This window comes from Rickettsia endosymbiont of Gonocerus acuteangulatus, assembly GCF_964026435.1.
Classification (GTDB): domain Bacteria; phylum Pseudomonadota; class Alphaproteobacteria; order Rickettsiales; family Rickettsiaceae; genus Rickettsia.
Map to the genome: position 1 here is coordinate 1,083,173 of NZ_OZ032147.1, position 26,550 is coordinate 1,109,722.

A 26,550-nucleotide genomic window follows, 5' to 3' on the forward strand; every position below is an offset into this window, starting at 1 on the left:
GCTTAATGCGATAAGGTAGTGACTTTTTTAAAAGCATAGTAAACAGCATCAAAAAAGTGCTCAAAATTAGAAATAGTTTTTCTTATTTCATTCTTGATTTTAAACCAGTAATGCTCAATAGGATTTAAGTCAGAAGAGTAAGTTGGTAAAAATAAAATACTGCAACCAACAGATTCAATTAACGTTTTCACTTTTGTACTTTTATGAAAATTAATATTATCCATTACTACTATCTGACCAGCCTTTAATTCCTTGATCAATATCTCTTGTACATAAGTTTCAAAAATGTCCTTATTACATGTCCCATCAAATATTATTGGGGCAATAATATCTCAAAACTTACGCTATGTTTGGTTCTAAATATCGTAAAGATGGAGAACGCAGCTGTTGTTGCATATAGTCATCTAAAAGCCCTAACTTTATTTTGTAAACCGTTTTACCGATTGTATTTGCAGTCCTTTTGAGAAATGCCCAAACTAAAAATGCCCAACTAATATGATTACGTTGAATACGCTGTTTCCTGCATTGACAACGTTCTATCCCAGTAAGTTGCTTAATTTCTCTGTGCATGCTCTCAATTACCCATCGAAAGCCACACTCATCTTGTGCAGCTTTAGAAGATTTGTGAGTTTTGTTATTGGTAACAACATACTCAACTCTGTTGGTAGAAACAGTAAATTTAAACAAATTAACATGCTTATTTTTAGCAAAGCCTTTTATATGAATCTCTACTCCATGCCTGATCTCTTCATCTGAAAATGTCAACTCTTTTACAGCTTTATAAGGTTTAGAATCGTGTGTTTTACTAACGTTTCTATTGGCTTTAATAGGGGCATAATAATATTTCCCCAGAGAGTCAACATGTTGCATAATTTTGTGTGTAGAATACCATGTGTCAAAAAGTACTGTTTGAAAAGGAATCTTCTTGCTATAAACAGCATTATTTAACATGTTTAATAGGTGTTCTAGTTTTGTTGCTCCATCATGATCAGGTGCAAAAATTCGATAATCTATTACCCAAAACTTATTAATATCAGGGTTATAATATACCAGACTCACTACTCCTATACCTTTAGTAACTCTACCTGTAGCTCCACTGTACTGCGATCTTGCAATTTCTATTTGCTTCGTATTCCTTTTATTTAAAACCGTATCATCAAATATTGTATATCCATTAGATGAAAAAATAACATCATTCTTGATGTGTTCCCATAACAAAGAAGGTGTATATTTTTTATTCCTTAAAAATCTATTAATAACATCATGACTACATTTCTTTGCATGTTCAGCGTAGTAGGTTAAACTATAATTCTTTTGGCTAACTATTAAAAATTGACAATAATCTGTCCTATTAATTGGTATTGCTTGCAACTTTATCCTCTTTGACATGTTTAATTATTTTTACAATAATTTATCACTTTTTTACTCATAGCGTAAGTTTTGACATAAGATCTTAGCGGATAAAAAACTATTGCTTATTTTTGTTCTGTAATTTATATTGATTAACAAATCGTACACCATTCTACGTCAAACCTAACTAAATCAGTTTTAAATAATTATAATAGTTCTGCAAGCAGACTATTATAGTCAATTCAGTGAATTTTGTGACAGGCGTGAGGAACGACGTCTATAATAATAGGCGAGACGACGAACAACGAAGCACAAATTTCAAATCAATTGACTATAGGTAAGGGATTATGCCTAATTTCAGTATGTTCAAAAGCATATTACCTGATCATCATGATCAATTTGCTGAAATTTTTGATCAAATTAATGATTTATTAGAAGATCATAATTATAATGCTGCAGCTAGTAGGCTTGCAGAACTTCATTATGCCGATTTAGCAGATTTTTTAGATAATTTAAGCCCAAAAATCTATAAAATCATTATTCCACTATTACAAGACAAACTTAAACCTGAAACTTTATTTTCACTAAATGCTTATAGCAAACCTTTAATAATAGAAACACTTGGTATTAAAAAATCGGCAGAATTAATTGATAAGCTTGATATAGAAGACGCTATTGAAGTTGTAATTGACTTAGATGATGATATTAAAGATTTAATATTAAGCAATCTTTCTAAAGAAAAAAAACATCAAATCACTATTGGGTGTACATATCCAGAAAATACAGTAGGAAGAGTAATAGAGAGAGACTTTGTTAATCTTAAAGAAAATTGGACTGTTAAAGAGTCGTTAAATTTTATAAAAACTGTCAAAAATGACTTCCACGCTGCTATTGTTACAGACAATAAACTACGTCCTATCGGTATCATCTCGCTTAGTACTTTAATTAAGCATGAAAAAAATGAATTGGTAAAAAATTTAATGAGTAAAGATTTTAAACTGGCTGATAGTTTCACCGATTTAAATGAACTTAGTTTCATTTTTAAACAATATGCTTTAACTATAGTACCAGTGGTCAATAAAAATGGTAAATTAATTGGTAGCGTATCTATTGACAATATAATCTATATTATTGAAGAACAAGCCGAAAAAGATATATTATCGCTAAGTGGTGTGCATACACAAGATACCTTTTTTAATTTCTTTTACACTGTTAAACATCGCTTTCCTTGGCTATTTGTTAATTTGATTACCGCTTGCATGACTTCGCTTATTATTAATCATTTTAACGATACTATCACAAAACTAGTAACGCTTGCAGCTACCATGCCTATTGTAGCTTCTATGGGTGGCAATGCAGGTACGCAAGTTATGACAGTTACGGTTAGAGCACTTGCCAATAAAGACATTCATTATAGCAACGTAAGTAAAATAATCTTGAAAGAAATAGCTGTATCGGGTTTTAACGGCTTCGTACTGGCAATTATCGGTGCAGGACTTAGTTTTGTGATGTTGACGGACCTTAATCTTAGCGTAATTTTTGCTATTGCTGTAATCTTAAACTTTCTGGTAGCAGGGTCGTTTGGTTCTGCTATTCCCATATTACTGCACTATTTCGATATTGACCCAGCTGCCGGCTCTGGCGTCTTCCTAACAACCCTAACCGATGCTTTAGGTTTCCTCACCTTTTTAAGTCTTGCCCATGTCTTTCTGGTCTAGTATAAATTAAAATTTCTAGATTTTGTGCAGAGTAGAATTTGCTTTTGTTTTGGATTTAGCTTGTTTAACTTTCGACGGCAATATTGGATTTTTTAATTTTTTTAATTCTTTAAAATTTTCCTTTAATTCATCTAGGCTTTTCTGCTTATCTTTATCAATTGAAGATATTACTGTACCTGATTTATGTAACTCTTTTGAAAGCTGTTCTAACTGTTTTCTTACTTCCGGTTTCATAGTAAAATAACAAATTTTACTACCTATTACTTCTTTTATATTTTTAAGGTTTTCTTTTGAAATCTTGTAATATTTTATACCGAAATAATTAACTATTTTTGACCATATAGATCGTTTTTGATAAAGCTCTTGATGAATTATATCTATTAACTTTCTTTTGTTAGAAGTTAGTGCTTCAATTGAAAATTCTTCTAAAAATCTAGATAGACGTCTTTTAATTTTTTCTCGCTGCTGACTTTCAATAGTTATTTTTTTGTTTTGTTCTAACTTTTTTATTGATGTTTCAATTATTGAAGATATTTCAGCTTCTTTTTCCTCATTTTTTTTATTCTCATATATTTCTTGAATATTAGCATGCTTTTCTATATGTGCTGCTAATTTTTTCTCTACCAAATTTTGAACATATTTGCCGTTAGGGTTTCGTATTTCACCTTCTGCGGTCAGTTTATCCATATCAGATAGCTTTTCATACTCTTTTGTTTCTCGAAAAAGAGGAGCATATAGTAAAAAATTAATACTTTGAGCAATCCTACTATAGATTGAGTCTTTAGAATCTCTTTGGGGATAAAATTTTTGTTTGAGAATGAAATAATGATTTAATATTTCTTGAGGTATATTTTTGATACTAAGAGGCTGTAACTCTGACTTAGAGTTAAACTCAGCTTTCATACCATGACGTCTTGCTTCTAATAATAATAATTCTCCCCAAATTTTATTATCAGTAGTACGACAAACAAAATGTGGATCATTAGTTGGCATTAGCTCGCCTGCATGTTCCATTACTGCCCTATTTAATTTATGTAACTGCTCATTTTTAAGATTTGTATCTATAATAGATATAAAAGCTTCTCTTTGCTTTTGCTTACTTGCAGTACTAAATGCTTGCTGTATTTTTTCTAAAACTTTTAAATCAAAATCCTTATTTTCTAACTCTTCAATAACTAAATCTGCTAGATTTTTATTTGTAATAAAATTTTGATTCTTTTTTGATTCTTTTAGCATATATGGTAATAACTTAATGACACAATTATATTAAATATGTAATAAACTAATTACCATGAATTTTTACTGACTATATCACTAAAATTTTAGGATAGTAGCTCGTAAGTCATAATTCTGTTTCAATAGTTCCTAAAACTTTTACTGTAATTATTTCATCATCTAATCTACTATACATTACTGATTATAAAATATCTGAAAATGCTAGATTATTAATATAAATACCTTTACATCATTTAATATATTACTAACTATGAATGTTTTAGTATCTTCATTATCTGGATACCCTAATTCTAATGAATTATCTAATTTGCGTTTAAATATAGGCAACTTAAATACTTTATTTAGATCATGCTCATTAATATATTTACTTATAAATAAACACATTGTACTTTCTGCTAAGCTCTGTTTAACATAATGATTTTCTAACTCATCTTTACTTTCATCTTTTAAATTTTTTTGATGTAAATTATACAAAACTTACGCTATGTTTGATATAATGCCCATGAATTAAGGGATATTATGAAGTGCTTCACTATAAAACATTGCTGTGTAATAAGAGTTTTTAGCATATTTGCTATAACATAGCGTAAGTTTTGTATATATTTTTTCCTGAGTTTTATCATCTTTAAACTTTTTTAAATAAAAATTATTCACCAGTAGTTTATAAAGCTGCAATATTGAATTAGGAAAATTAATTGTTAGATCTCCTTCTTCATTAAGTTCAGCAGTAAAATTATTTCTTATTGCCTCTAAATAAAGTAAGTTACGTAATATAGAATCATCTGATTTGCGTAGAAAAAAACTTAGATCTTCAGAATCAGATAGACTTATAGCATGCTCCATTATTTTTTCATTAAGACTATGTAACCCTTCATCAGATATTTTACTTTCTAAATTCAATAGAAATAATTGTTTTATATGTTTCGGTAAATTTGATAGTTTTTGTAGTTCTTGTAAAACTTTTAATATATTTAATATAATTTTCTTGTTTTTAATATTATAAATTATATATTCTGCAATATAATTTATATCATACTCATTATCATCATTCTCAACTGTTATACAAAAAAATTTAGTAAATTTCATTTATCCTCCTTGAATATCAAAAAGGCGTATTATGCATAGTTAAAAAATATTAGCAAGAATTTTATACAATGGTTAAGTATTTTAATTTTTACTGAGGGGATGATGTAACAATGCTTTTTTAAGATGGTTGGTTTGAAGATGAGTATATATTTGAGTAGTAGAGATATCAGCATGACCTAATAGCTCTTGAATAACACGTAAATCCGCTCCGCCCTCAAGCAAATGGCTTGCAAAGCTATGACGCAATACGTGCGGGGAAATATGCTCAGGCTTAAGCCCAGCATAAAGAGCAGCCGATTTTAAGAGAATAGTAAAATTTTGCCTAGTCATATAACCAGCAGCAGCTGAAGAGGGAAATAAATAAATCAAATTTTTTGGTTTTGTTTTATTTACAAAATTATCTCTAACAGCTAAATACTTAACAAGACTATTAACAGCCTGCTCATTTATTACTATAATTCTTTCTTTATTACCTTTACCAAGCACAGAAAATACTTTTTTTACTTCTCTTGACATTTTATTAGTTAGAATATCACTAAGCTTAAGACTAACCAGCTCCGAGACTCTAAGACCGCTAGCATACAGCAAGTGGATCATTGCATTAAGCCGGATACCTTCAGGTGAACTATCTTGCGAACAATATTCAAGTAGTTTTTTAATATCATCTATCGCTAATATTTCAGGAAGTTTATTTTGATATTTTGGTAAATCTACATTTAGTAGCGGATTTAAATTAGTATGATTTTCACTAATTAAAAATTCATAATAACTTTTTATGGTTGATATTTTTCGGTTAATAGAACGAGCTTGCAAACCATTTTCTGCTAGATATTCAATCCAATTTCTAACATTTTCTGTAGTAATATTTAATTCTGATAATTTTTGTTTGGTAAGATAATTATGAAAATCTAATAAATCACGCTTATAACTAAGTATGGAATTTTTTGATAATGCTCGCTCAGCGAGTAACATTTCTAGGAATTGTGAAATAAATTCCATAAAATTTTTAATTTTAGATGGAGGCTAGGGTCGGAATCGAACCGACGAATAGAGGATTTGCAGTCCACGGCATTACCACTTTGCTACCCAGCCAGTATAATCGCAGTAATACTAACAATATTCAGAGAAAAAAGCAAATAATATATTTATACAAACTCGCTAATCTGCGATTTTGCAAATAGTTTAATTTGGAAATCAATAAACTCTGCATCGCCCTTTGCTCCTATTTCAGCAAACTTATTAGCTTTAAGTAACAGGTCATAATCTCTTGCTAAATCAGCGAAGAAAAAATCCATCTCACCGCTTTGCTTTACACCTAAAATCTCACCACTACCACGAAGTTTTAAGTCCTGCTCGGCAATATAAAACCCATCATTAGTTTGTTTCATTATCTCAAATCTACCACGCCCAACTTTACCAAGTCTTTTAGGATTATATAGCAATATACAATATGATTGCAAACTACCACGCCCTACTCTACCTCTCAGCTGATGGAGCTGAGCAAGCCCGAAACGCTCGGCATTTTCGATAATAATTAATGTTGCTTCAGGTACATCTATCCCAACTTCAATAACGGTTGTTGCAACTAATATCTTAATTTCACCATCCTTAAATTGCTTCATTACAGCATCTTTTTGCTCATTGTTCATTTTACCATGAATATAATACCGCTGCATTCTGCATAAACATTCTCAATCGAATTAAAACGATTCATTACATCCATTAATAGTCTATCTTCTTCCGTTTTTTCTTTATCGTCCTGCTCTATCAATGGACATATCCAATATATTCGCTCGCCTGCAACAAGCTTCTTATTTATCGCTTCTAAAATATGTTCGATTTTATTGATAGACATAGTGTTTGTAGCAATAGGCAGACGATTTTTGGGCTTTCCTTGGAGCTTAGATATAGTCATATCCCCAAACATAGTGAGGGCAAGGCTTCTTGGAATTGGTGTTGCGGTCATAACTAAAACATCAGGATTTTTACCTTTATTTATTAGATCAAGTCTTTGCTGTACGCCAAATCTATGCTGCTCATCTATCACTATATAACCGAGTTTCTTAAAACTTACCTTTTCCTGAAATAAAGCGTGAGTGCCAATTAATATATCAATTTCACCATTTTCAAGCTGCATCATAATATTTTTTCTAGTCGAGCCGAGTATTTTACCCGTAAGTAATCCAATTTTTATACCAGTATTTTTCAAAGCTCTAACAAAAAACTCATAATGCTGATTGGCAAGTAGATCAGTCGGTGCCATTAATGTTGCCTGAAACTCTGCAACTGCTACATTCGTCATAGTAAGCAGTGCTATTAAAGTTTTACCTGATCCAACATCACCTTGTAGTAATCTCATCATCTCAATGCCGCTAGCCTGATCTTTCTCTATCTCTTCTATTACTTGCTGCTGATAAGAAGTTAACTCAAACCCAAGACTATTTAGTATACTAGCTTGAACCTGCTCTGCTTATATTACCATGTTTTCCTACTATTTGCGTACGTGCCTTAAAAAGAGATATTTGATTGGCAATGAGTTCTTTAGCTGCTAGGTTACTCTTTATTTCATTCCCGCTTCCTTTTATGTCATTCCAGCAACGGCGGGAATCCAGTACTTTTTTTTCTGGATCCCCGCTTTTGCGGGGATGACACTGAGAGCCACAGAATGACAAATCTTCGCAATGATGAAGAGCATGCAACCCCTTTAAACTCTCTAGCACTTCATCCAAATATTCCTTTACCTCTTTATCCTGCACATTCTTACATTTCTCTTCAAACATATCTATTGCTTTTATGATATATGAATATAACTGTTTATTACTAATTAAATATGTCAAAGAATAAATAGGCTCTAGTTCCTTTGTAAGCTTAGGATTAACAATAAATTCAGGATGAGAAATTTGTAAGTGATGATCAAAAAACTGTACTTTACCACTAATAATATGCTTAGTTCCAACTTTCAGTTTATTAAAAATAAATGGTGGTGGTTTATGAAAAAATACTAATAGAAATGAACCTGTATCATTACTTGCTGTAATTCTTAGCGGCTGATGGCTTTTATTAGGTAGATTAACGCTTTCAATTATTACTTCTACTTGGATTAAATCCCCCTCTTTAACCTCTGTTAGATTAGGTGATAATGTTTTTGTTTGATAAGAAACAGGAGAATAAAATAGCAAATCACGAATATTACTAATACCAAGCCTTTTAAGGGCAGCTGCAGTATCTTCACGAATATTAATAAAAGCTTTGATGGGGGAAAATAAAAATTTCTCTAGAATAGTTAGCATATATAATTATATATCATTATTTAATATTATGATTATATATACCACTTAAGAATAATAAAAAATAATTATTTAATTTGTACCAGAGATGGAAACCGCTTTTCATCTCTGGTACTCATTATTTTAATCTTCTTTTAAAAGGAGTATGTAATACTACTTTTAAAAGAAAAGGCTTATAAATCCAGTTTTAGACCTGCTCTAACTATAGCTGAAGATTTTAAAGGCATACCCTCTATAAATCCTGCTGTTTTATAACCGCCTGAACCAACTGAAAATACTATAAGTAAGTAGAACAAAACTTATTTAAAATAATCAAAACTTACGCTATGAGTAAAAAAGTGATAAATTATTGTAAAAATAATTAAACATGTCAAAGAGGATAAAGTTGCAAGCAATACCAATTAATAGGACAGATTATTGTCAATTTTTAATAGTTAGCCAAAAGAATTATAGTTTAACCTACTACGCTGAACATGCAAAGAAATGTAGTCATGATGTTATTAATAGATTTTTAAGGAATGAAAAATATACACCTTCTTTGTTATGGGAACACATCAAGAATGATGTTATTTTTTCATCTAATGGATATACAATATTTGATGATACGGTTTTAAATAAAAGGAATACGAAGCAAATAGAAATTGCAAGATCGCAGTACAGTGGAGCTACAGGTAGAGTTACTAAAGGTATAGGAGTAGTGAGTCTGGTATATTATAACCCTGATATTAATAAGTTTTGGGTAATAGATTATCGAATTTTTGCACCTGATCATGATGGAGCAACAAAACTAGAACACCTATTAAACATGTTAAATAATGCTGTTTATAGCAAGAAGATTCCTTTTCAAACAGTACTTTTTGACACATGGTATTCTACACACAAAATTATGCAACATGTTGACTCTCTGGGGAAATATTATTATGCCCCTATTAAAGCCAATAGAAACGTTAGTAAAACACACGATTCTAAACCTTATAAAGCTGTAAAAGAGTTGACATTTTCAGATGAAGAGATCAGGCATGGAGTAGAGATTCATATAAAAGGCTTTGCTAAAAATAAGCATGTTAATTTGTTTAAATTTACTGTTTCTACCAACAGAGTTGAGTATGTTGTTACCAATAACAAAACTCACAAATCTTCTAAAGCTGCACAAGATGAGTGTGGCTTTCGATGGGTAATTGAGAGCATGCACAGAGAAATTAAGCAACTTACTGGGATAGAACGTTGTCAATGCAGGAAACAGCGTATTCAACGTAATCATATTAGTTGGGCATTTTTAGTTTGGGCATTTCTCAAAAGGACTGCAAATACAATCGGTAAAACGGTTTACCAAATAAAGTTAGGGCTTTTAGATGACTATATGCAACAACAGCTGCGTTCTCCATCTTTACGATATTTAGAACCAAACATAGCGTAAGTTTTGGTTATAATGGAACATAATGCCAAAAATGGCGGTGCTAAATTATTAAAAGAATGTAACTTTCCGTTAACAGGTGCTAGAGTAGTTAATAGAGTAATTACCGATCTTGGAATTTTTGATATTGATAAAGAGATGATACTTTCTAAAAAAGCTGAAGACGTTACTGTTGAAGAAATAAGATCCAAAACGGAAGCCGAATTTGTAGTGAATTTATAGAACGTCCATTGTTACCCCGTGGCTTGTTGCATGGGTCAAGGAGCGTTTTCGGTGTCATTCCCGCGTAGGCGGGAATCCAGGCATAAAGCGATATAGAATCGAGCTTTTAATTCTAAAAACTTGTCGTATTTATGTTTTTTTCTGGATTCCCGCTTTTAGCTAGGAATGACATAGGAGTCACGCAACAACGCTAGACAAGCCACGGAATGACACATCGGAGTCATTAACACTTAAAGGAGAATAGAATGGTTAAAGTAGCTATCGTATATTATAGCGGATATGGTCATACTGTTAAAGTAGCCGAAGAAATAAATAAAAGCGTAAAAGAAGCAGGAGCAGAAACCTCTTTAATTCAAATAAGCAAAGATAAACCCGATAATGTAGATTGGAGTTTATTAGATAATGCAGATGCTATTATTTTTGGAGCTCCGACTTATATGGGAAGCTTTGAAAATTCAAGGACTAAGTAGAACAAAACCTATAAATTTTCTGCCCAAATTTCATTGGGGGTTTTATAACCAAAAATCTTTCTTGGCATGTTATTTAAAATCTCAGCAATATTGTCAAGACCTCTTTGTGTAACGGTTGTAATATCTGTATTTTTAGGTAAAATTCTATGAATCATAGAATTCATTTTCTCCACTAGTGCTTTTTGTCTAGGGCGGTATGGATCACAAAAGAAAGTTTGAAACCCAGATAGTCTATAAGCAAGATGCCCTACAAACTCTTTGCCATTATCCATAGTAATAGTCTTTCTAACACTACTTGGCAGCGTTTTGATCTTTTTTAAAAACCCAGTGATAACTGTTTTAGCTCTCTTGGAGTTATTCAGCACTAAAATAATCTTTTGACTCTTTTTATCCACCAGCACACCGATATTCATACTTTGATTACCTTTATGAAATGTAAGATCTGCCTCAAAATGCCCTACTTCTAGCTTTTGCATTGCTATTGCATCACGCTGATGTATTGAGATCCTTTGTGGTATAATGATCCTTTGATGCCTTGTCCCCCTTTCTTGCCTTTTATATCTTTTAGACGGTAAATAGCTATATAACTTTAATTTAGCTGCTACTGCAGAAGTGTAGACGAATCTATATATACTTTCTGTACTGATACAACAAGCTGTATTTTTGTCCAGTTTTAACTTTCCGACTATAGCATCCGGTGACCATTTCTTGTGAATCATAGCATTTTTGATATAATTTAACAAAATAGGTAACTTCTCTATTTTTAATAACTCTTGCTGATGCATCCTTTTTTTATATTGTTCCTGAGCAACACAAGGCATATACTTACCTTTTACTTTATTTCTTTTTAGCTCCATACTAATAGTGCTTTTAGACCTCGTAAGATGTTGTGCTATCTTGTTAATACTGACTCCTAGGTCATACATTCTTTTTATTTCATATCTCTCTTCGCGAGATAAGTGTCTATATTTTCTGTTCATCATTACCTATTTAAAATCTTATTATTTTAAATAAGTTTTGTTCTACTTACTTATAGTATTTTCACTTAACAGGTCCGTTTAAAACATTTATGGATTCTACTTCGATAAAATGGAACGATAAAAAATGGAAAAACAAAATAGCAGCAGGCTTTACTAATTCTGCTTCTTATTCAGGCGATAAACTTTGCAGTATCCAGCAGCTATTTCATTTTGCAATGCAACATTGTATGATTTGGGTTGGACAAGCTGAATCTGCCCCACAATTTGCTGATCATGAGATGCCTGACCATGATAAAACTAACCGATTAGGTAGCTGGTCCGGTCTTATGACACAATCAAATCATAAATCCACCCCTAATATCGCTCCTACAAAAGGTGATTTACTAACTGCTAATTTATTTGGAAAAAGAATAGTTGAAGTGACTAAGAGATTAAAAGGATTGTGAAGACTTAAGTAGCTTCCAAATCGTCATTGCGAGGAGTCATAGACGACGTGGCAATCTCATGAAACAGTACTAATTACTCCTGAGATTGCTTCGTCGAACTTTCAGTTTCTTCTTACAATGACGATAAGGAAATAATACGTTTCTTATAATCGCTGAGCTTAAACAGCGATTATAAGATTACTATATTGTTATTATACGTTATACTCAAGCATACCATTACCAACTAATTCTAGTGCATTACTGTCTATTACATATGCTATAGTAGATACTTCACTGTGGCTTGGTAAGTTTTCGTAAACAAGATTACATATTCCTGCTACTCCGTTTGCTATATAGCATAAATCATTAAGATACTGACAATTTAATAGTATTAAAAACAGCATCATAAAATGTTTCAAAATCTCCTACAACTTTCCTAATTTCATTTTTTATCTTAAACCAGTAATGCTCTATAGGATTTAAATCAGGAGAGTAAGTTGGTAAATACAATATGGTACAACCAACGGATTCAATGAACTCTTTAACTTTAGAATTTTTATGAAAATTAATGTTATCCATAATAACGGTTTGCCCAGGTTGTAATTCTGTAATTAATACATCCCTAATATAAGTTTTAAAGACTTCTGTATTACAATTACCTTCAAATATTACAGGAGCAATAAGATTACCATTACAAAGACCAGCTATCATACTTATTCTAAATTTATGTTGATACACCTTTTCTCCATAACACCTTTGTCCTATAATGCTCCATCCATACTCTTTGCAAGCATTATCCTCTATTCCAGATTCATCAAGATATACTAATTTGTCTTTTGTGATGGTTTGTATCTTTGCTATAAATTCATTTCTTAAATAAAAGTAATCCCCGCCGCAAGCAGCGGGGTATTTTAGAAGAAAGCTAGCTGATGATCCTCATGCAGTTTCTGATATTCCTTGCCTTGGTTTTTTACGTATTTTCCTATCATATTCTCATTTCAATGCTTACCTACCGTACTCGTAAAATATCCATCAGTCCAAAATTCTCCACCCCATAATTGTTTCTTTACCTGTGGACACTGTCTAAATATTTGACGAGCTGTAACACTTTTAATTGTTGTTACTATTTTTGTTACGCTATAGGTTGGTACAGATTGTACCAAAAAATGGACATGATCTTCATCAACCCCTATTTCTAAAAATTTTATTTGATATCTCTTTTCTATCTCTAAACATATTTCTCGTAATACTTGATCAACTGATACGTCAAACACTGCTCGGCGATATTTTGCTGGAAATACCATGTGATACAGCAGTACCGTAACATTATGACTTTTATGTATATATTTGCTCATTCCGCCATATTACGCCGCAAGCGGCGGGGAATATACCCAAAAGAGATTTAATATCTCTTTTCGGATGAAAATGAGTTTTGTTTATAGCTATAGCCAAGTTTTCTGATTTGTCTTAAAATAGTTACAGATGCAATATTACCCCATTGCTTTGCTAACTCCTTTGATGTTTTATTCATATTAGCTTTAAAAAATTCTTTAAAAGATTCTGAATCTTTTATCTTATGACTATGTCCTTTCTGATAACCAGTTGCTGCTTCTAAAGTACCTTGCTTATCTTTTAATTTTTTCCATTTATATATAGTATCACGACTTACATTAAATAATTTACTTACCTTACTTATTCGTATCCCTGCTTCTACAGCTTTTATAACTCTTAGTCTTAGTTCTATTGCATATGCTCGTGCCATATCTCTTTACATGCTTGTTAATATTTGCTTACTATAACATGATACTCTCGCTCTGTCAGTACCTTAATGACTTATGCTATACCTGCAGTATTTCGTATACGAAATGTGCTGCTTCTAAACCTGTAAATGCTGCATTTTTTACAGTTTCGTATGCATTTTCTGGTGAAGTTAAAATTGCTGCTGTAACAAAAGTTGCCATAACAAGCTGTTGGGTGATGGTAAATTGCCCCAGCAACACCTGCTACTAATCCACTTAAAACTTTAGGCATAGCAAAACCAAAAGCATGACCGGTCATTACTTCACCAGCAAATTCTTTATAAGCACAAAGCCCAAGTACACCTTGAAACATTGCTTTACCACCATAAGTAGCTGTTAAACCAGCGTAAATACCACAATTTGCTGCAGCTTGACCAGCATTTGCAAAATGTTTTGAAGCACTAGAGAAGTATAGCTTAATGCGATAAGGTAGTGACTTATAGTATGAGTTGGATTATACTAAATGAAAAACTTATGGCAAAGGCATATTCATACGATTTAAGAATACGAGTAATAAAAAGTTTAACAGATGGTAAAACAATAAAAGAGACTTCAGAGATATACTCTATTAGTAGGAAGACTATAATAGAGTGGAAAAAATTAAAGAAACAAACTGGGGATGTCAAAGCAAAAAGTGGTTATCATACAGGACATCGTAGAATATAAGAGACATAGAGGGATTTAAAAAATTTATAGAATTAAATTTTGATAAAACCACCATGGAGCTAGCTAATAACTGGAGTCAAAAAGTATCTGCAAGTACGATATCAAGATTGCTTAATAAATTAGGTTATAGTTATAATACTCCCTCTATTCATGGATTTTTGCATTTCTTTTGTTTTGGTAAAATTACTTGTTGGGCTGTTTAAAACTTGCTTAATATTAGCACTTTGAGAACTTGGACTTTGAACACTAGGAGTTTGAGAGCTAATAATGCTAGAAAGTCTCTTATTCAATATTTCATCTATTTTATTGTTTAGATATACTTCTTGATCTTTTCCGGTAACCATGGTGTAAATTTTTTCAGCAAATCCAAGTTTGGTTTTACTTGTTTCATTTATCGTATTTACCAATGTATCTTTATGCTGGGTTAAATTTTTGGTGTCTAATTTAGATAAAGCTTTTTCAAATTGCTCAATCTGAGTATCGGTAAGATCAGGATTTTGTGCCTTAACGTTATCCATTAATTTTTCTGTCGCCATTAACTTATCATTGACTTTTTCAAGTTTATCATTTAATGAGTTTTTAAAATTTGTTATATTTTCTGGCGTTAATTTGGAATTATCTAAAGTGGTTATTTCATAATCATAACCATCTTGAGTAAAATTAAATTTAGGATTACCAAAAGCTTTTTCTACTTCAGGTCTAATTATTTGATATATTAATTTTGATCTAAGTTGTTCATTACCTTTCATGATTTTTTCATAAAGCTCTTCAGGTATTTTTACTTCATTAGATATTTGATTAGTAAGTATTTTATTGGCTTCTTTATCTAATGGTATATATTGATCATTTTTCAATTCTTTAAAATCCAAAGATTCATTTATAATTTCATATTCAACACGATTTTTTACTGCGGCATTCACTTTTTCATTAGTTGAAAACTTTTCTCTAAATTCTTTATCATAATTATTTATTCTTTCTTTTATTGCAGGAAATTCTTCAAAATCTTTTCCATCAGAAACCGCTGGAAGAACGCCTTTTTCTACTAAATACTCCCTCAAATCTGTTAAAGTTGCTTTAAGGCTTATTACCGCATTTACCCCTCCAGTTTTACTTTGCTGATTCTTTTCCTTTTCTATTGTTGCGTTTAATTCCTTTTGAAACTCTTCATCCTTTACGTCGATTGGTTTTTTGTTAGCTTTAACTTTATTTGCAAATTGACCTGCTGCAAAATTTTCTAAATTTTTTATATCTTTTTCAACATATTCTAATCTTTCTAAGATAATTTTTTCTTTTTGTTCCTTAGTAAGCGTATTTCCTTTTCCATCACTATCTTTTGACATATCAAAATTCCTTATTAAGTTTATTTAATTAAATCATTATTTAAAAATGCTAACAAGTTAATTAAAATTAATTTAAGTTAAAATATATTATAAATATAAAATTATTAACTAAATGACACTCTTGAATATTGACAATTTACTTAATATATACCAAACTGCGTGGTTTAATGGCTTTTGAAATTAATAATATGACTTTTATAGAAGAATTTATAAATAAAGGATATTTCCACCAATGTACCGATTTAGAGCGTTTAACCAGTATAACTAAAGAAAGTAAGATCGCTGCTTATATTGGCTTTGACTGCACTGCAACATCGCTACATATTGGTAATTTAATGCAGATAATGATACTGCGATTACTTCAGAAACACGGGCATAAGCCAATAGTGATTATAGGCGGTGGTACGAGTAAAATCGGTGATCCATCAGGCAAAGATGAAGCACGTAAAACTATAACTAAAGAAGATATAGCAAAAAATGCTGAAGGTATCAAAAAATCCTTGTCAAAATTTATTAGATTTGGTGATGGTGAAAGCGATGCTATCATGCTAGATAATGCAGAGTGGTTAGATTCACTTCATTATCTAGATTTCCTGCGAGATTTCGGCAGCCATTTTTCTGTCAACCGCATGCTAACTATGGATTCAGTAAAGTTAAGGCTAGAGCGGGAGCAACATTTAAGTTTTTTGGAGTTTAACTATATGTTGCTGCAAGCCTATGATTTTTACTATTTAAGCAAACATTATAATTGTAGTCTGCAACTTGGTGGTAGTGATCAGTGGGGTAATATCGTAATGGGGGCGGATTTAACTCGCAAAATAAGTAGCAAAGAAGTGTTTGGTATGACAACGCCGTTACTTACAACCGCTTCAGGTACTAAAATGGGTAAGACGGCTGCAGGTGCTGTATGGCTTAACGAAGATATGCTAAGCCCATATGATTATTACCAATATTGGCGTAATTGCGAAGATGCTGACGTGGTTAGATTTGCTAAATTATATAGTGAGCTAACAAGTGAAGAGCTTACAGCATTTGAAAATTTAGCAAATACGGATATTAATGCCGCTAAAAAGCAACTTGCTTATGAATTGACTAAACTTTGTCATGGAGAGCAAGAAGCCAAGACCACTTTAGAGACTGCAGTAAAAATATTTGAACAAGGACAAATTGACGAAAATTTAACTACAATAGTTTTAGAGCCGGAAATGTTACAAGCAGGCATTACTGCATTTGAGCTATTTCATGAAGCTGGGCTTGCTACCTCTAAATCTGAAGCACGTAAGCTTATAAGAGGAAAAGGAGCTAAGATAAACGATGAATTAGTTACAGATGAAAATATGGTAATTAATACTACTTTCTTACTTGAGAATAATATTATTAAACTCTCCGCTGGTAAGAAAAGACATATATTGGTTAAGGTTTAGAAAGAGGTCATTCTCGCATAGATTGAGAAGTATATCGGTGTCATTTAGTTGCTTGTACCCAGGTTGTTGCAGCTCTAATGTCATTCCCGCGTAGGCGGGAATCCAGCATAAAGCGAGATACCTAAGCTTTTAATTTTTAAAACTTGCTGTATTTATGTTTTTTATTTCTGGATTCCCGCCTACGCGGGAATGACATTAGAATCTAGTTTCCAAGCCATGGCATGACACTGATAACACTTTACACAACTATACTTTCATGCCCCATTGTCATTGCTAAAATAAAAGGGACCAGTAAATTGCACGAAAAAGGGACCAGAGAAGTTGGTGTGACCTAATAAGGTTAATGTGCAATATTCACTAGATAATTAAGCAAGTAAATATCTAGTGATACAATGATAAGAATAAATATGTATACAACAATTATCACCCTTTATAAACAAGGCAATAGTCAAAGGAATATTGCCAAACTAACAAGAACAGACCGCAAAACAGTACGAAAAATAATAAACCGCTATGTAGAGGCTGGTACAGAATCCCCAGCAATCTATGAACGATCTTCAGTTTTGGATTTTTGGCACGAAAAAATAATTGAGTTATTAGAAAAAAATCTGAGTTACATAAGAATTTTTGAGGAGTTAAAAAATCAAGGTTATACAAGCAGTTATACTTCTTTGACCCGTTATATCAAAAAATATAAAATTAAGGATAACAGTTGCATTCGTTTTCATACTTTAGCAGGAGAGGAAGCACAAGTAGATTTTGGTGACATAGGCTTACAGTATAATTCTAAAGGGCGTAGAGTTAAAGCATATGTATTTAATATGCGTTTAAGCTATAGTCGCCTTGATTATTATGAAGTAGTGTTTGATCAAAGTTGTCAAACATGGATTCAATGTCATATCAATGCATTTAATTATTTTGCTGGTAGTCCAAAAGTAATAAAACTTGATAATCTTAAAGCTGGAGTAGTAGATGCCAATTTTTATGAGCCAGTATATCAGAAGGAATATAAGTGCTTAGCCGATCATTATGGAATTTTACTTTCTCCTTGTCGAGTGTATCAACCGCAAGAAAAAGGCAAAGTTGAGTCGGGAATAAAATACGTTAAAAATAATTTTTTTGCTGGTCGTAAATTTGATAGATATGAAGAATTAACAAATGGTCTTGCAAATTGGTTAAATAAGGCCAATAGCCGAATACATGGTACTACTAAGAGAATACCTAGAGAACTGTTTGAGCAAGAGGAAAGAAGTAGTTTGATTCCTTTACCATTAGAAACTTTTGATTTGTCATCTTGGCATAATCGAAAAGTAGCAAAAGATTGTCATATTACCATAGATAATAATTATTACTCTGTACCAGCAAAATATATATACAGTGAGGTAATGGTACAATTGTCCCCAAAACTTGTTCAAATATTTTCTATACAAAATGATTTAATAGCAAGACACGTTAGAACAGAGGGCAAGGGGATATTTACCACTAATCCGTCTCATTATGCTAAATACAAACGTCTATGCCCAGGTTTTATAGAATATAGTGAACATTATCAACAACAAATGCAGCAGATAGGGAATAATTGCAGTTTATTATTAGAATCATTACAACAAACAAGAGTGAATGATTGGCAACGTTGTGCACGAGGTATCATTTCTTTACGTAAGGTTTACAATGATGACTTAATAGATAAAGCCTGTCATAGAGCACTACATTATGGTATAAGTTCTTACTCTAAAATTAAGAATATTTTAAATAGTAATGCAGTAAACTTACCATTACCAGAGTTTGGAGGTAATAATGCAGAACTTATTTAATGACCTACGAAGCTTTAGATTATCAGGTATAGTCAATAGTTTAAATGAAAGGATTATTTATGCTCAAAATAATAAACTAGGATTTAAAGAATTTCTATCACTATTATGTGAAGATGAAAAATCTAACCGTAAGGATAATAATTACCGTCGCCGTAAAAGTGCTGCTAAATTGCCGGTAACTAAAAATTTAGAAGACTTTGATTTTAATTTCCAACCAAGTGTTGATGCCAAAGTAATAAGTGATTTATCAACTTGTGATTATATTAATACTAAGGGAAATGTAATATTCATAGGTGATTCAGGAACTGGGAAAACTCATCTTGCCATTGGGCTAGCATTAAAAGCTTTAACACGAGAATACTCTGTATATTTTACTACGGTATCGGATATGCTTTATAATTTACATATTGCAAGAGCAGATAATAGTTATCACAAAAAGGTTAAATTACTCCTATCGTTTGATTTATTAATTCTTGATGAGCTCGGGTTTAAGCAATTGCCAAAACATTCAGTAGAAGACTTTTTTAATATTATTGCTAAACGATATGAAAATAAATCTACCATTATTACCACAAACAAGGATTTTGAAAAATGGAATGAAATATTTGCTGATGAAGTATTAACTCATGCAATTATTGATCGAGTGGTACATCATGCTCATATACTAAACATAAAAGGTAAAAGTTATCGTATTAATAACTATAAATCTGGAGGTAATATGGCATAAAAATTTTTAAATATAGTGGTTCCTTTTTCGTGCAATTTACTGGTCCCTTTTTAATTGACAATGACACCCCATTAAATGCATTACATCTTCAGCAGTAACTTCAGATAACCCAGAATAGACCATCCCCTCAAGCATATTTACAACAAAACTTACGCTATGTTTGGTTCTAAATATCGTAAAGATGGAGAACGCAGCTGTTGTTGCATATAGTCATCTAAAAGCCCTAACTTTATTTGGTAAACCGTTTTACCGATTGTATTTGCAGTCCTTTTGAGAAATGCCCAAACTAAAAATGCCCAACTAATATGATTACGTTGAATACGCTGTTTCCTGCATTGACAACGTTCTATCCCAGTAAGTTGCTTAATTTCTCTGTGCATGCTCTCAATTACCCATCGAAAGCCACACTCATCTTGTGCAGCTTTAGAAGATTTTTGAGTTTTGTTATTGGTAACAACATACTCAACTCTGTTGGTAGGAACAGTAAATTTAAACAAATTAACATGCTTATTTTTAGCAAAGCCTTTTATATGAATCTCTACTCCATGCCTGATCTCTTCATCTGAAAATGTCAACTCTTTTACAGCTTTATAAGGTTTAGAATCGTGTGTTTTACTAACGTTTCTATTGGCTTTAATAGGGGCATAATAATATTTCCCCAGAGAGTCAACATGTTGCATAATTTTGTGTGTAGAATACCATGTGTCAAAAAGTACTGTTTGAAAAGGAATCTTCTTGCTATAAACAGCATTATTTAACATGTTTAATAGGTGTTCTAGTTTTGTTGCTCCATCATGATCAGGTGCAAAAATTCGATAATCTATTACCCAAAACTTATTAATATCAGGGTTATAATATACCAGACTCACTACTCCTATACCTTTAGTAACTCTACCTGTAGCTCCACTGTACTGCGATCTTGCAATTTCTATTTGCTTCGTATTCCTTTTATTTAAAACCGTATCATCAAATATTGTATATCCATTAGATGAAAAAATAACATCATTCTTGATGTGTTCCCATAACAAAGAAGGTGTATATTTTTTATTCTTTAAAAATCTATTAATAACATCATGACTACATTTCTTTGCATGTTCAGCGTAGTAGGTTAAACTATAATTCTTTTGGCTAACTATTAAAAATTGACAATAATCTGTCCTATTAATTGGTATTGCTTGCAACTTTATCCTCTTTGACATGTTTAATTATTTTTACAATAATTTATCACTTTTTTACTCATAGCGTAAGTTTTGAGTTATTAAAAATAGAAAAGAACCCTATGTTATTAGATTATATTAAAAATGCTATGATTCGCAAGAAATGGTCGCCGGATGCTATAGCCGGAAAGTTAAAACTAGACAAAAATACAGCTTTGTGTATCAGTACAGAAAGTATATATAGATTTGTTTACACTTCTGCAGTAGCAGCTAAATTAAAGTTATATAGCTATTTACCTTCTAAAAGATATAAAAGGCAAGAAAGAGGGAAGAGGCGTCAAAGGATCATTATACCACAAAGGATCTCAATACATCAGCGTGATGCAATAGCTACGAAAAAGGTAGAAGTAGGGAATTTTGAGGCAGATCTTACATTTCATAAAGGTAATCAAAGTATGAATATTGGTGCACTGGTGGATAAAAAGAGTCAAAAGATTATTTTAGTGCTGAATAACTCCAAGAGAGCTACAACAGTTACCAATGGTTTTTTAAGAAAGATAAAAACTCTTCCAAATAGTGTGAGAAAGACTATTACTATGGATAATGGCAAAGAGTTTGTGGGGCATGTTGCCTATAGACTATCTGGGTTTCAAACTTTCTTTTGTGATCCATACCGCCCTAGACAAAAAGCATTAGTAGAAAAAATGAATTCTATGATTCATAGAATTTTACCTAAAAATACAGATATTACTACCGTTACACAAAGAGGTCTTGACAATGTTGCTGAGATTTTAAATAACATGCCAAGAAAGATTTTTGGTTATAAAACCCCCAATGAAATTTGGGCAGAAAATTTATAGGTTTTGTTCTACTTAGTCCTTGCATTTTCATAGAAAGAGCATTGAATAATTCTTTTTTATATGCCTCTTTAGCTTTCCCTATAGCCAAAACAGAACCAAGCATTAATGATCCCACCATTACAGTTCCGAAAAACGAAATTAATCCTAAAGTTCCAACAGTTATACCAAATGTGCCAACCTCTATTAATGCATCTTTGGTTATAATATAGTTCTTATAAGCTTTTTTAAGTTCTTCAATAACAGGGCTATAATCAGTATTTTGATTTTGCATAAATATGAACCTCTAAAAAATGTTTATTAGACTCGGCTTCAGTTTCCCCGTCATTGCGAGAGGGCATTGCCTGCGTGTATCGAAAAACGCTCTCGGTATCATCTAGTTGCTTGGGAACTAGATCCAGAAAATAATAAAAAATACTAATCTTATTAGTATTTTTTAGCTGGCTCCCGTGAATAAATCTATAGTATCGGACATTTTTAAAAAAATGTTATATTTTTTTCAGGTATAGGTGACCTTATATGTCATTCCCGCGTAGGCGGGAATCCAGCATAAAGCGAGATAAATCGAGCTTTTTATTTAAAAAACTTGCTGCTTTTATGTTTATTTTTCTGGATTCCCGCTTCTAGCTAAGAATGAGATAGAATAATAACTGTCCAGCACTATTGAATAAATCACGGGATGACAGGAGAAAATGATCCACGCGAGCAATGCCTCCTCGCAATGACGATTCCCGATCCACGCCACAACAATGCCGCCACGGGGCAATATATTACTTTACTCCACTACCTCCCCTATTTGCTCTATTGGCTCTAAGCCGTACAGTGATATCATGCGTTCAAGCACTCTTCCAGCGGTGGGTGCAGCAGTCCAACCAGCTGTTGCAAAGCCAAATGTTTCTTTAGTAGGTTTTGGCTCATCAATCATAATATAGATAACATATTCAGGCTTTGAAGCTGGCAGTAATCCCAAAAATGAAGTATTACGGCTATTTTTAAGATATTTCTTTTTACCAGCATTACTTGATAATTTCTCAGCAGTACCGGTTTTTCCGCCAATCAAATATCCTTTCACTTCTGCCCTTTTACCTGTCCCATCTTTTACCACAGTTCTAAATAGCTGCCTCATTTGCTTTGAAGTATTCTCGCTAAATACTCTTGTCCCCTCAACTTTTTCATCATTATTTCTTTTTAATAAAGTAAGATCATATAAAATACCGCCATTTACAACAGGTAGCATTGCCCTAACAAAATGTAAAGGGCTAATTGAAATACCATAACCATAAGACATAGTAGCACTAGTTAATTCATTCCACCTTTTTTCTGAAGGAAAAAGAGGAGTACCTCGCTCCGGCAATTCAATTTGCAATTGATCTAGCAAACCTAATTTCTTTAAATATTTTCTGAAATTATTTTTACCTACTTCAAGCATAATCTGACTTACACCGATATTTGAAGAATGCAGAAAAATATCCGGCACACTATGCCACCCTTGTCTTGGGGTATAATCCTTAATCTGAAAACCACCGACTTTCATATAGCTTATATCATAAGCATCATTCATATTTATCGCACCGGTATCAAAACCAACTGCCATAGTCAAAGACTTAAACACCGAACCTATTTCATAAATCCCAAGACTTGCCATATTAAAAAGCTGTTGAGGCTTTGCAGCACTTGGATAATGAGGATCAAAATCCGGTTTACTAACTAAAGCTAGAATCTCACCATTATTAGGATTCGCAATAATACCCACCGCTCCTATAGCACTAAATTGCTTTAAGGTCTTGTCGATCTCTTCGCTCAAAATACTTTGTAACCTAATATCAATCGATAATTTAAGCGGCTCTTTCTGCTTTCCTGGCTTATTCAAATCAAGATCGGAATTTGTTAAATATTTATCATAAGCAAGTTCGAGTCCACTAAGCCCCACCATATCCCTACCAACATAACCCACAATATGAGATGATAAGTTAGAAAATGTGTAAATACGCTTTTGTTCTTCTTCAAAATCAAAACCAAGCAACCCAAGGCTCATTATTCTTTCTTGCTGACTAGGCAATAAATCCCTTTTAACCCATATAAAACTTTTATTGGATTTAAGATCAGCAAGTAGCTTAGCCTTGTTGATATCGGGCAGAATCTCAGCTATTTTTTTTACGGAATTTTCGGGATCAATTACTATTTGCGGATTGGCAAATAATGACGCAGATGGCAAGTTTACAGCAAGCAAATTATCGTTACGGTCGACTATTTCTTTTCTAAACTGGCTATTTTTTTTTAGAGCGTGGAGATTTTTATCATAAACATTAGTAGCAACTATTATAAGCCTGTAAGATAAAGTACAGAAAAGAACAGAAAAAGCACCAATAACTATCAATAATCGGATTTTTGTATTTTTACTACAAACATTCCAAAATATTAAACTTTTAATATCAGGGTTCCACTTTTCTAAAATCTGTTTCATATTAATTTGTTTTGTTTCAAGCACCTTGTCATCCCGTGATTTATTCACGGGATGACATAGGAAAAATTGATCCATGCGGGCAAAGCCTTTGTGGGAATGACATATGACGCTTATTTTTCTCTACTTGAAACTGTCTGTATATATTTATTATTTGTAATTCTCTTATGTCTCCGATTATTATTGCTTTTAAAAATATTAATATCTTGATCAAATCTAATATTTGAGGTAGTAATCGGTGATAATGGATCTCTTACCATTTGACAAGGTTTCACCGTTTGTAATTCTAAATAAGCAGTTGCAAGAATTTTTAACCTTGCTGGCGAGATAAGATAAGCTTTTTCTGCTTTCAAAATATGAATATTATTATTTTCACTATTTATTTGTTTTAAAACACTACTTAATTGATAATCAAGGGTTGAAACTCGTTCCTTAATAGTAAACAAGCTGCAAACTGCTACAATTATCACTGGCAATACTAAATAATGAAATTTCTTAATACTCATAATTATATTTTTTTGCTGCTCTTAGCTTTGCTGATCTTGCCCTTACATTTAAAGATATCTCTTTATCTGATGGTATTTCCGCTTTATTAGTAATAATCTTAAGCCATTTATCTGGGTTAAATATAATATCTTCTTTAGCATATTTTGATCTTGCTACTGGCTTTTCTGAATTTTCTTTAAAAAAATTCTTAACTATTCTGTCTTCTAACGAATGAAACGAAACAATAACTAAACGACCATCTTTTTTTAGTATATTTTTTACATTCGCTAAGAACTGCTCAAGCTCTCCAAGTTCGTTATTTATATAAATCCTGATGGCTTGAAAAGTCTTAGTTGCAGGGTCAATTTTACCTTTTCTAAAACCTATGCAGCTACGCACTATATCAGCTAATTTTCCAGTACTATCAATTCTTGCGGCTTTTCTTACTTCTACAATTTTCTTAGCAATCCTTCGGGCAAAAGTCTCATCGCCATATTTATAAATTACATCCGCAAGCTCTTTTTCTTCTGCGGTATTTATAAACTCTTCGGCACTAAGCCCCTGCCCGCTCATACGCATATCTAAAGGTCCGTCATGTAAAAACGAAAATCCACGATCTGGTATATCAAGTTGCATAGAAGAAACACCTAAATCAAGCACTATGCCGTCAAATTTTTTTGATTCGAGCTTTGCAAAACAATTACCAAAATTTGTTTCTACAAAATCAAATCTATCTTTATAATTATGTCTTATCTCTTCTGCTTTCTTAATGACATTTGGATCACGATCCAAAGCTGTGACATAACAATCACGGTTTTCTAATATTGCTTTACTATAACCGCCTGCTCCAAACGTACAATCTAAGTAGGATTCACCAGCTTTTGGTGCTAAAAACTTCAGCATTTCGTTTAACATTACGGGTATATGAGGCTGTTGCATCAATTCGTATTCCTTAAAGTTAAACGTTTCTCGTGAGCAAGTTTTTGAGCAGAAGCTAAATAATCTTTGAAATTCTGCGGTTGCCAAATCTCAAAAATCACTCCTTTACCTACAAAACATACTTGATCTTCAATACCTGCATGCTGCATTAAAGATGCAGGCAATATTACTCTGCCCTCCCCATCAAATGAAAGCTGTACAGCTTCACCAAATATTATAGTCTCAAAAGCATCTCGCTCCTCAGAGTATGGATCAAGTGACTCAATCATCTGTCTTAGCTTCTCGATATGCGAGATACCGCAAGCTTCTATACAATTATTTCTAATGGACGGATAAGCAATTATCCCATTAAATGCTTCTTTCCCTAATACCGCTCTGTAATTCGCCGGTACTGATACCCTACCCTTTTTATCAATATTATTATTGATAAATTTCGATAAAAATATATTCATTGGTATTATTTGGGTTATCTTGGGATTTAATGGTAAATTACAGGATATTATAGGAATTAAACGTAGTCAAGGGATTTTTAGTGTATAGATCTGTTAATATTTTTATAAAAAAGGTTTTTCTAATTTGCCTAAAGATTTTTTGAATAAATATATAATCGGCTTCTATATACCTACTTATATTATTGTTGTGAATTATTTTATATTATAAGTTGTTGACATAAAAGTTTTTTCTACTATTAT

At 32.1% G+C, this 26,550-nt stretch carries 25 protein-coding genes, 1 tRNA gene and 5 pseudogenes; 10 read left to right on the forward strand and 21 right to left on the reverse strand.

From position 1 onward, the window contains the following. Positions 1-2 precede the first annotated feature (2 nt). Together AAGD55_RS06605 and AAGD55_RS06610 are read right to left on the reverse strand one after the other, a co-directional pair. A pseudogene (locus AAGD55_RS06605) lies at positions 3-329 on the reverse strand (transposase); the annotation flags it as partial. A gap of 10 nt (positions 330-339) precedes the next feature. After that, positions 340-1,389 (reverse strand): transposase, encoded by a 1,050-nt coding sequence (locus AAGD55_RS06610; RefSeq protein WP_341790897.1) that lies wholly within the window; start codon positions 1,387-1,389, stop codon positions 340-342. 308 nt (positions 1,390-1,697) lie between these two features. Between AAGD55_RS06610 and mgtE the strand changes: the two genes are divergently transcribed. Further along, positions 1,698-3,068, forward strand: a complete 1,371-nt coding sequence (gene mgtE, locus AAGD55_RS06615) for a magnesium transporter (RefSeq protein ID WP_341790898.1) — start codon at positions 1,698-1,700, stop codon at positions 3,066-3,068. Positions 3,069-3,083: 15 nt separating this feature from the next. Here the strand turns inward: mgtE and AAGD55_RS06620 are convergent, their stop codons facing one another. The 7 genes and pseudogenes from AAGD55_RS06620 to AAGD55_RS06650 all read right to left on the reverse strand — a co-directional run bounded on the left by AAGD55_RS06620 (position 3,084) and on the right by AAGD55_RS06650 (position 8,973). Continuing rightward, positions 3,084-4,304, reverse strand: a complete 1,221-nt coding sequence (locus AAGD55_RS06620) for a DUF5410 family protein (protein ID WP_341790899.1) — start codon at positions 4,302-4,304, stop codon at positions 3,084-3,086. Between the two features lie 201 nt (positions 4,305-4,505). Further along, the gene (locus AAGD55_RS06625) at positions 4,506-4,778 is read right to left on the reverse strand and encodes a hypothetical protein (protein ID WP_341790900.1); all 273 of its coding nucleotides are present in this window, start codon (positions 4,776-4,778) and stop codon (positions 4,506-4,508) included. Positions 4,779-4,811: 33 nt separating this feature from the next. Then, entirely contained in the window at positions 4,812-5,390 is a 579-nt protein-coding gene (locus AAGD55_RS06630; protein WP_341790901.1) for a DUF5410 family protein, read from the reverse strand. Positions 5,391-5,471: 81 nt separating this feature from the next. Then, positions 5,472-6,389: a site-specific tyrosine recombinase XerD gene (gene xerD / locus AAGD55_RS06635; protein ID WP_341790902.1), complete on the reverse strand. Its 918-nt coding sequence runs from the start codon at positions 6,387-6,389 to the stop codon at positions 5,472-5,474. Between the two features lie 18 nt (positions 6,390-6,407). Beyond that, positions 6,408-6,482 (reverse strand) — tRNA-Cys (locus AAGD55_RS06640). Positions 6,483-6,535: 53 nt separating this feature from the next. After that, a pseudogene (locus tag AAGD55_RS06645) lies at positions 6,536-8,680 on the reverse strand (ATP-dependent DNA helicase RecG). Positions 8,681-8,850: 170 nt separating this feature from the next. Continuing rightward, positions 8,851-8,973 carry a hypothetical protein gene (locus tag AAGD55_RS06650; RefSeq protein WP_341790903.1) on the reverse strand — a complete coding sequence of 41 codons (123 nt, stop codon included), beginning with the start codon at positions 8,971-8,973 and terminating at the stop codon, positions 8,851-8,853. Positions 8,974-9,044: 71 nt separating this feature from the next. Here AAGD55_RS06650 and AAGD55_RS06655 point away from each other — a divergent pair, with 71 nt between their 5' ends. The 3 genes and pseudogenes from AAGD55_RS06655 to AAGD55_RS06665 all read left to right on the forward strand — a co-directional run bounded on the left by AAGD55_RS06655 (position 9,045) and on the right by AAGD55_RS06665 (position 10,783). Continuing rightward, positions 9,045-10,094, forward strand: a complete 1,050-nt coding sequence (locus AAGD55_RS06655) for a transposase (protein WP_341790834.1) — start codon at positions 9,045-9,047, stop codon at positions 10,092-10,094. Beyond that, a pseudogene (locus AAGD55_RS06660) lies at positions 10,095-10,313 on the forward strand (CoA-transferase); the annotation flags it as partial. Positions 10,314-10,558: 245 nt separating this feature from the next. After that, positions 10,559-10,783 (forward strand): flavodoxin family protein, encoded by a 225-nt coding sequence (locus tag AAGD55_RS06665; protein ID WP_341790904.1) that lies wholly within the window; start codon positions 10,559-10,561, stop codon positions 10,781-10,783. 8 nt (positions 10,784-10,791) lie between these two features. Here the strand turns inward: AAGD55_RS06665 and AAGD55_RS06670 are convergent, their stop codons facing one another. Beyond that, positions 10,792-11,766 carry an IS30 family transposase gene (locus AAGD55_RS06670; protein ID WP_341790905.1) on the reverse strand — a complete coding sequence of 325 codons (975 nt, stop codon included), beginning with the start codon at positions 11,764-11,766 and terminating at the stop codon, positions 10,792-10,794. Positions 11,767-11,990: 224 nt separating this feature from the next. Between AAGD55_RS06670 and AAGD55_RS06680 the strand changes: the two genes are divergently transcribed. Next, positions 11,991-12,209: a transcriptional regulator gene (locus AAGD55_RS06680; RefSeq protein WP_341792538.1), complete on the forward strand. Its 219-nt coding sequence runs from the start codon at positions 11,991-11,993 to the stop codon at positions 12,207-12,209. Between the two features lie 345 nt (positions 12,210-12,554). Here the strand turns inward: AAGD55_RS06680 and AAGD55_RS06685 are convergent. From AAGD55_RS06685 to AAGD55_RS06700, 4 genes and pseudogenes are all read right to left on the reverse strand, one after another. After that, positions 12,555-13,064 (reverse strand): annotated as a pseudogene (locus AAGD55_RS06685) (IS630 family transposase); the annotation flags it as partial. A 35-nt stretch (positions 13,065-13,099) separates the two neighbouring features. After that, a pseudogene (gene tnpA, locus AAGD55_RS06690) lies at positions 13,100-13,543 on the reverse strand (IS200/IS605 family transposase). Between the two features lie 47 nt (positions 13,544-13,590). Further along, entirely contained in the window at positions 13,591-13,950 is a 360-nt protein-coding gene (locus AAGD55_RS06695) for an IS630 transposase-related protein (RefSeq protein ID WP_341790906.1), read from the reverse strand. A 71-nt stretch (positions 13,951-14,021) separates the two neighbouring features. Continuing rightward, a complete protein-coding gene (locus tag AAGD55_RS06700; RefSeq protein ID WP_341790907.1) occupies positions 14,022-14,300 on the reverse strand; it encodes a hypothetical protein in 279 nt (92 codons plus the stop codon). A 131-nt stretch (positions 14,301-14,431) separates the two neighbouring features. On the opposite strand from AAGD55_RS06700, the gene AAGD55_RS06705 reads away from it, so the two are divergent. Beyond that, positions 14,432-14,653 (forward strand): IS630 transposase-related protein, encoded by a 222-nt coding sequence (locus tag AAGD55_RS06705; protein ID WP_341790908.1) that lies wholly within the window; start codon positions 14,432-14,434, stop codon positions 14,651-14,653. A 119-nt stretch (positions 14,654-14,772) separates the two neighbouring features. Here the strand turns inward: AAGD55_RS06705 and AAGD55_RS06710 are convergent, their stop codons facing one another. Beyond that, a complete protein-coding gene (locus AAGD55_RS06710; RefSeq protein ID WP_341790909.1) occupies positions 14,773-15,993 on the reverse strand; it encodes a hypothetical protein in 1,221 nt (406 codons plus the stop codon). Positions 15,994-16,181: 188 nt separating this feature from the next. On the opposite strand from AAGD55_RS06710, the gene tyrS reads away from it, so the two are divergent. The 3 genes from tyrS to istB all read left to right on the forward strand — a co-directional run bounded on the left by tyrS (position 16,182) and on the right by istB (position 19,958). Next, positions 16,182-17,417 carry a tyrosine--tRNA ligase gene (gene tyrS / locus AAGD55_RS06715; protein WP_341792539.1) on the forward strand — a complete coding sequence of 412 codons (1,236 nt, stop codon included), beginning with the start codon at positions 16,182-16,184 and terminating at the stop codon, positions 17,415-17,417. 407 nt (positions 17,418-17,824) lie between these two features. After that, on the forward strand, positions 17,825-19,231 hold the full coding sequence (istA, locus tag AAGD55_RS06720) for an IS21 family transposase (protein WP_341790850.1): 1,407 nt from the start codon (positions 17,825-17,827) through the stop codon (positions 19,229-19,231). Continuing rightward, a complete protein-coding gene (gene istB / locus AAGD55_RS06725) occupies positions 19,215-19,958 on the forward strand; it encodes an IS21-like element helper ATPase IstB (RefSeq protein WP_341790851.1) in 744 nt (247 codons plus the stop codon). Before istA ends, istB begins: the two co-directional genes overlap by 17 nt. A 149-nt stretch (positions 19,959-20,107) precedes the next feature. Here the strand turns inward: istB and AAGD55_RS06730 are convergent, their stop codons facing one another. Beyond that, positions 20,108-21,157 (reverse strand): transposase, encoded by a 1,050-nt coding sequence (locus tag AAGD55_RS06730; protein WP_341790910.1) that lies wholly within the window; start codon positions 21,155-21,157, stop codon positions 20,108-20,110. Between AAGD55_RS06730 and AAGD55_RS06735 the strand changes: the two genes are divergently transcribed. Beyond that, positions 21,124-21,975, forward strand: coding sequence for an IS30 family transposase (locus tag AAGD55_RS06735; RefSeq protein WP_341790911.1), 852 nt, complete (start codon positions 21,124-21,126; stop codon positions 21,973-21,975). The two genes, AAGD55_RS06730 and AAGD55_RS06735, sit on opposite strands and share 34 nt — an antisense overlap. On the opposite strand, the gene AAGD55_RS06740 is transcribed toward AAGD55_RS06735, so the two are convergent. The 5 genes from AAGD55_RS06740 to mraZ all read right to left on the reverse strand — a co-directional run bounded on the left by AAGD55_RS06740 (position 21,872) and on the right by mraZ (position 26,310). Next, complete coding sequence (locus tag AAGD55_RS06740; protein WP_341790912.1) at positions 21,872-22,246, reverse strand: hypothetical protein; 375 nt, start codon at positions 22,244-22,246, stop codon at positions 21,872-21,874. The genes AAGD55_RS06735 and AAGD55_RS06740 overlap by 104 nt on opposite strands. Before the next feature lie 501 nt (positions 22,247-22,747). Continuing rightward, positions 22,748-24,436 (reverse strand): penicillin-binding protein 2, encoded by a 1,689-nt coding sequence (locus AAGD55_RS06745; RefSeq protein WP_341792540.1) that lies wholly within the window; start codon positions 24,434-24,436, stop codon positions 22,748-22,750. 110 nt (positions 24,437-24,546) lie between these two features. Further along, on the reverse strand, positions 24,547-24,939 hold the full coding sequence (locus AAGD55_RS06750) for a hypothetical protein (RefSeq protein WP_341790913.1): 393 nt from the start codon (positions 24,937-24,939) through the stop codon (positions 24,547-24,549). Beyond that, positions 24,929-25,858 (reverse strand): 16S rRNA (cytosine(1402)-N(4))-methyltransferase RsmH, encoded by a 930-nt coding sequence (gene rsmH / locus AAGD55_RS06755; RefSeq protein ID WP_341792541.1) that lies wholly within the window; start codon positions 25,856-25,858, stop codon positions 24,929-24,931. Before rsmH ends, AAGD55_RS06750 begins: the two co-directional genes overlap by 11 nt. Further along, complete coding sequence (mraZ, locus tag AAGD55_RS06760; protein ID WP_011477211.1) at positions 25,858-26,310, reverse strand: division/cell wall cluster transcriptional repressor MraZ; 453 nt, start codon at positions 26,308-26,310, stop codon at positions 25,858-25,860. Before mraZ ends, rsmH begins: the two co-directional genes overlap by 1 nt. Positions 26,311-26,550: the final 240 nt, after the last annotated feature.

Bases quoted from the DNA above. Each gene is read 5' to 3' on its own strand.
- AAGD55_RS06610 (WP_341790897.1), bottom strand. From the start codon at position 1,389: ATGTCAAAGAGGATAAAGTTGCAAGCAATACCAATTAATAGGACAGAT.
- mgtE (WP_341790898.1), top strand. From the start codon at position 1,698: ATGCCTAATTTCAGTATGTTCAAAAGCATATTACCTGATCATCATGAT.
- AAGD55_RS06620 (WP_341790899.1), bottom strand. From the start codon at position 4,304: ATGCTAAAAGAATCAAAAAAGAATCAAAATTTTATTACAAATAAAAAT.
- AAGD55_RS06630 (WP_341790901.1), bottom strand. From the start codon at position 5,390: ATGAAATTTACTAAATTTTTTTGTATAACAGTTGAGAATGATGATAAT.
- xerD (WP_341790902.1), bottom strand. From the start codon at position 6,389: ATGGAATTTATTTCACAATTCCTAGAAATGTTACTCGCTGAGCGAGCA.
- AAGD55_RS06655 (WP_341790834.1), top strand. From the start codon at position 9,045: ATGTCAAAGAGGATAAAGTTGCAAGCAATACCAATTAATAGGACAGAT.
- AAGD55_RS06665 (WP_341790904.1), top strand. From the start codon at position 10,559: ATGGTTAAAGTAGCTATCGTATATTATAGCGGATATGGTCATACTGTT.
- AAGD55_RS06670 (WP_341790905.1), bottom strand. From the start codon at position 11,766: ATGATGAACAGAAAATATAGACACTTATCTCGCGAAGAGAGATATGAA.
- AAGD55_RS06680 (WP_341792538.1), top strand. From the start codon at position 11,991: ATGATTTGGGTTGGACAAGCTGAATCTGCCCCACAATTTGCTGATCAT.
- AAGD55_RS06695 (WP_341790906.1), bottom strand. From the start codon at position 13,950: ATGGCACGAGCATATGCAATAGAACTAAGACTAAGAGTTATAAAAGCT.
- AAGD55_RS06700 (WP_341790907.1), bottom strand. From the start codon at position 14,300: ATGTTTCAAGGTGTACTTGGGCTTTGTGCTTATAAAGAATTTGCTGGT.
- AAGD55_RS06705 (WP_341790908.1), top strand. From the start codon at position 14,432: ATGAGTTGGATTATACTAAATGAAAAACTTATGGCAAAGGCATATTCA.
- AAGD55_RS06710 (WP_341790909.1), bottom strand. From the start codon at position 15,993: ATGTCAAAAGATAGTGATGGAAAAGGAAATACGCTTACTAAGGAACAA.
- tyrS (WP_341792539.1), top strand. From the start codon at position 16,182: ATGACTTTTATAGAAGAATTTATAAATAAAGGATATTTCCACCAATGT.
- istA (WP_341790850.1), top strand. From the start codon at position 17,825: ATGTATACAACAATTATCACCCTTTATAAACAAGGCAATAGTCAAAGG.
- istB (WP_341790851.1), top strand. From the start codon at position 19,215: ATGCAGAACTTATTTAATGACCTACGAAGCTTTAGATTATCAGGTATA.
- AAGD55_RS06730 (WP_341790910.1), bottom strand. From the start codon at position 21,157: ATGTCAAAGAGGATAAAGTTGCAAGCAATACCAATTAATAGGACAGAT.
- AAGD55_RS06740 (WP_341790912.1), bottom strand. From the start codon at position 22,246: ATGCAAAATCAAAATACTGATTATAGCCCTGTTATTGAAGAACTTAAA.
- AAGD55_RS06745 (WP_341792540.1), bottom strand. From the start codon at position 24,436: ATGAAACAGATTTTAGAAAAGTGGAACCCTGATATTAAAAGTTTAATA.
- AAGD55_RS06750 (WP_341790913.1), bottom strand. From the start codon at position 24,939: ATGAGTATTAAGAAATTTCATTATTTAGTATTGCCAGTGATAATTGTA.
- rsmH (WP_341792541.1), bottom strand. From the start codon at position 25,858: ATGCAACAGCCTCATATACCCGTAATGTTAAACGAAATGCTGAAGTTT.
- mraZ (WP_011477211.1), bottom strand. From the start codon at position 26,310: ATGAATATATTTTTATCGAAATTTATCAATAATAATATTGATAAAAAG.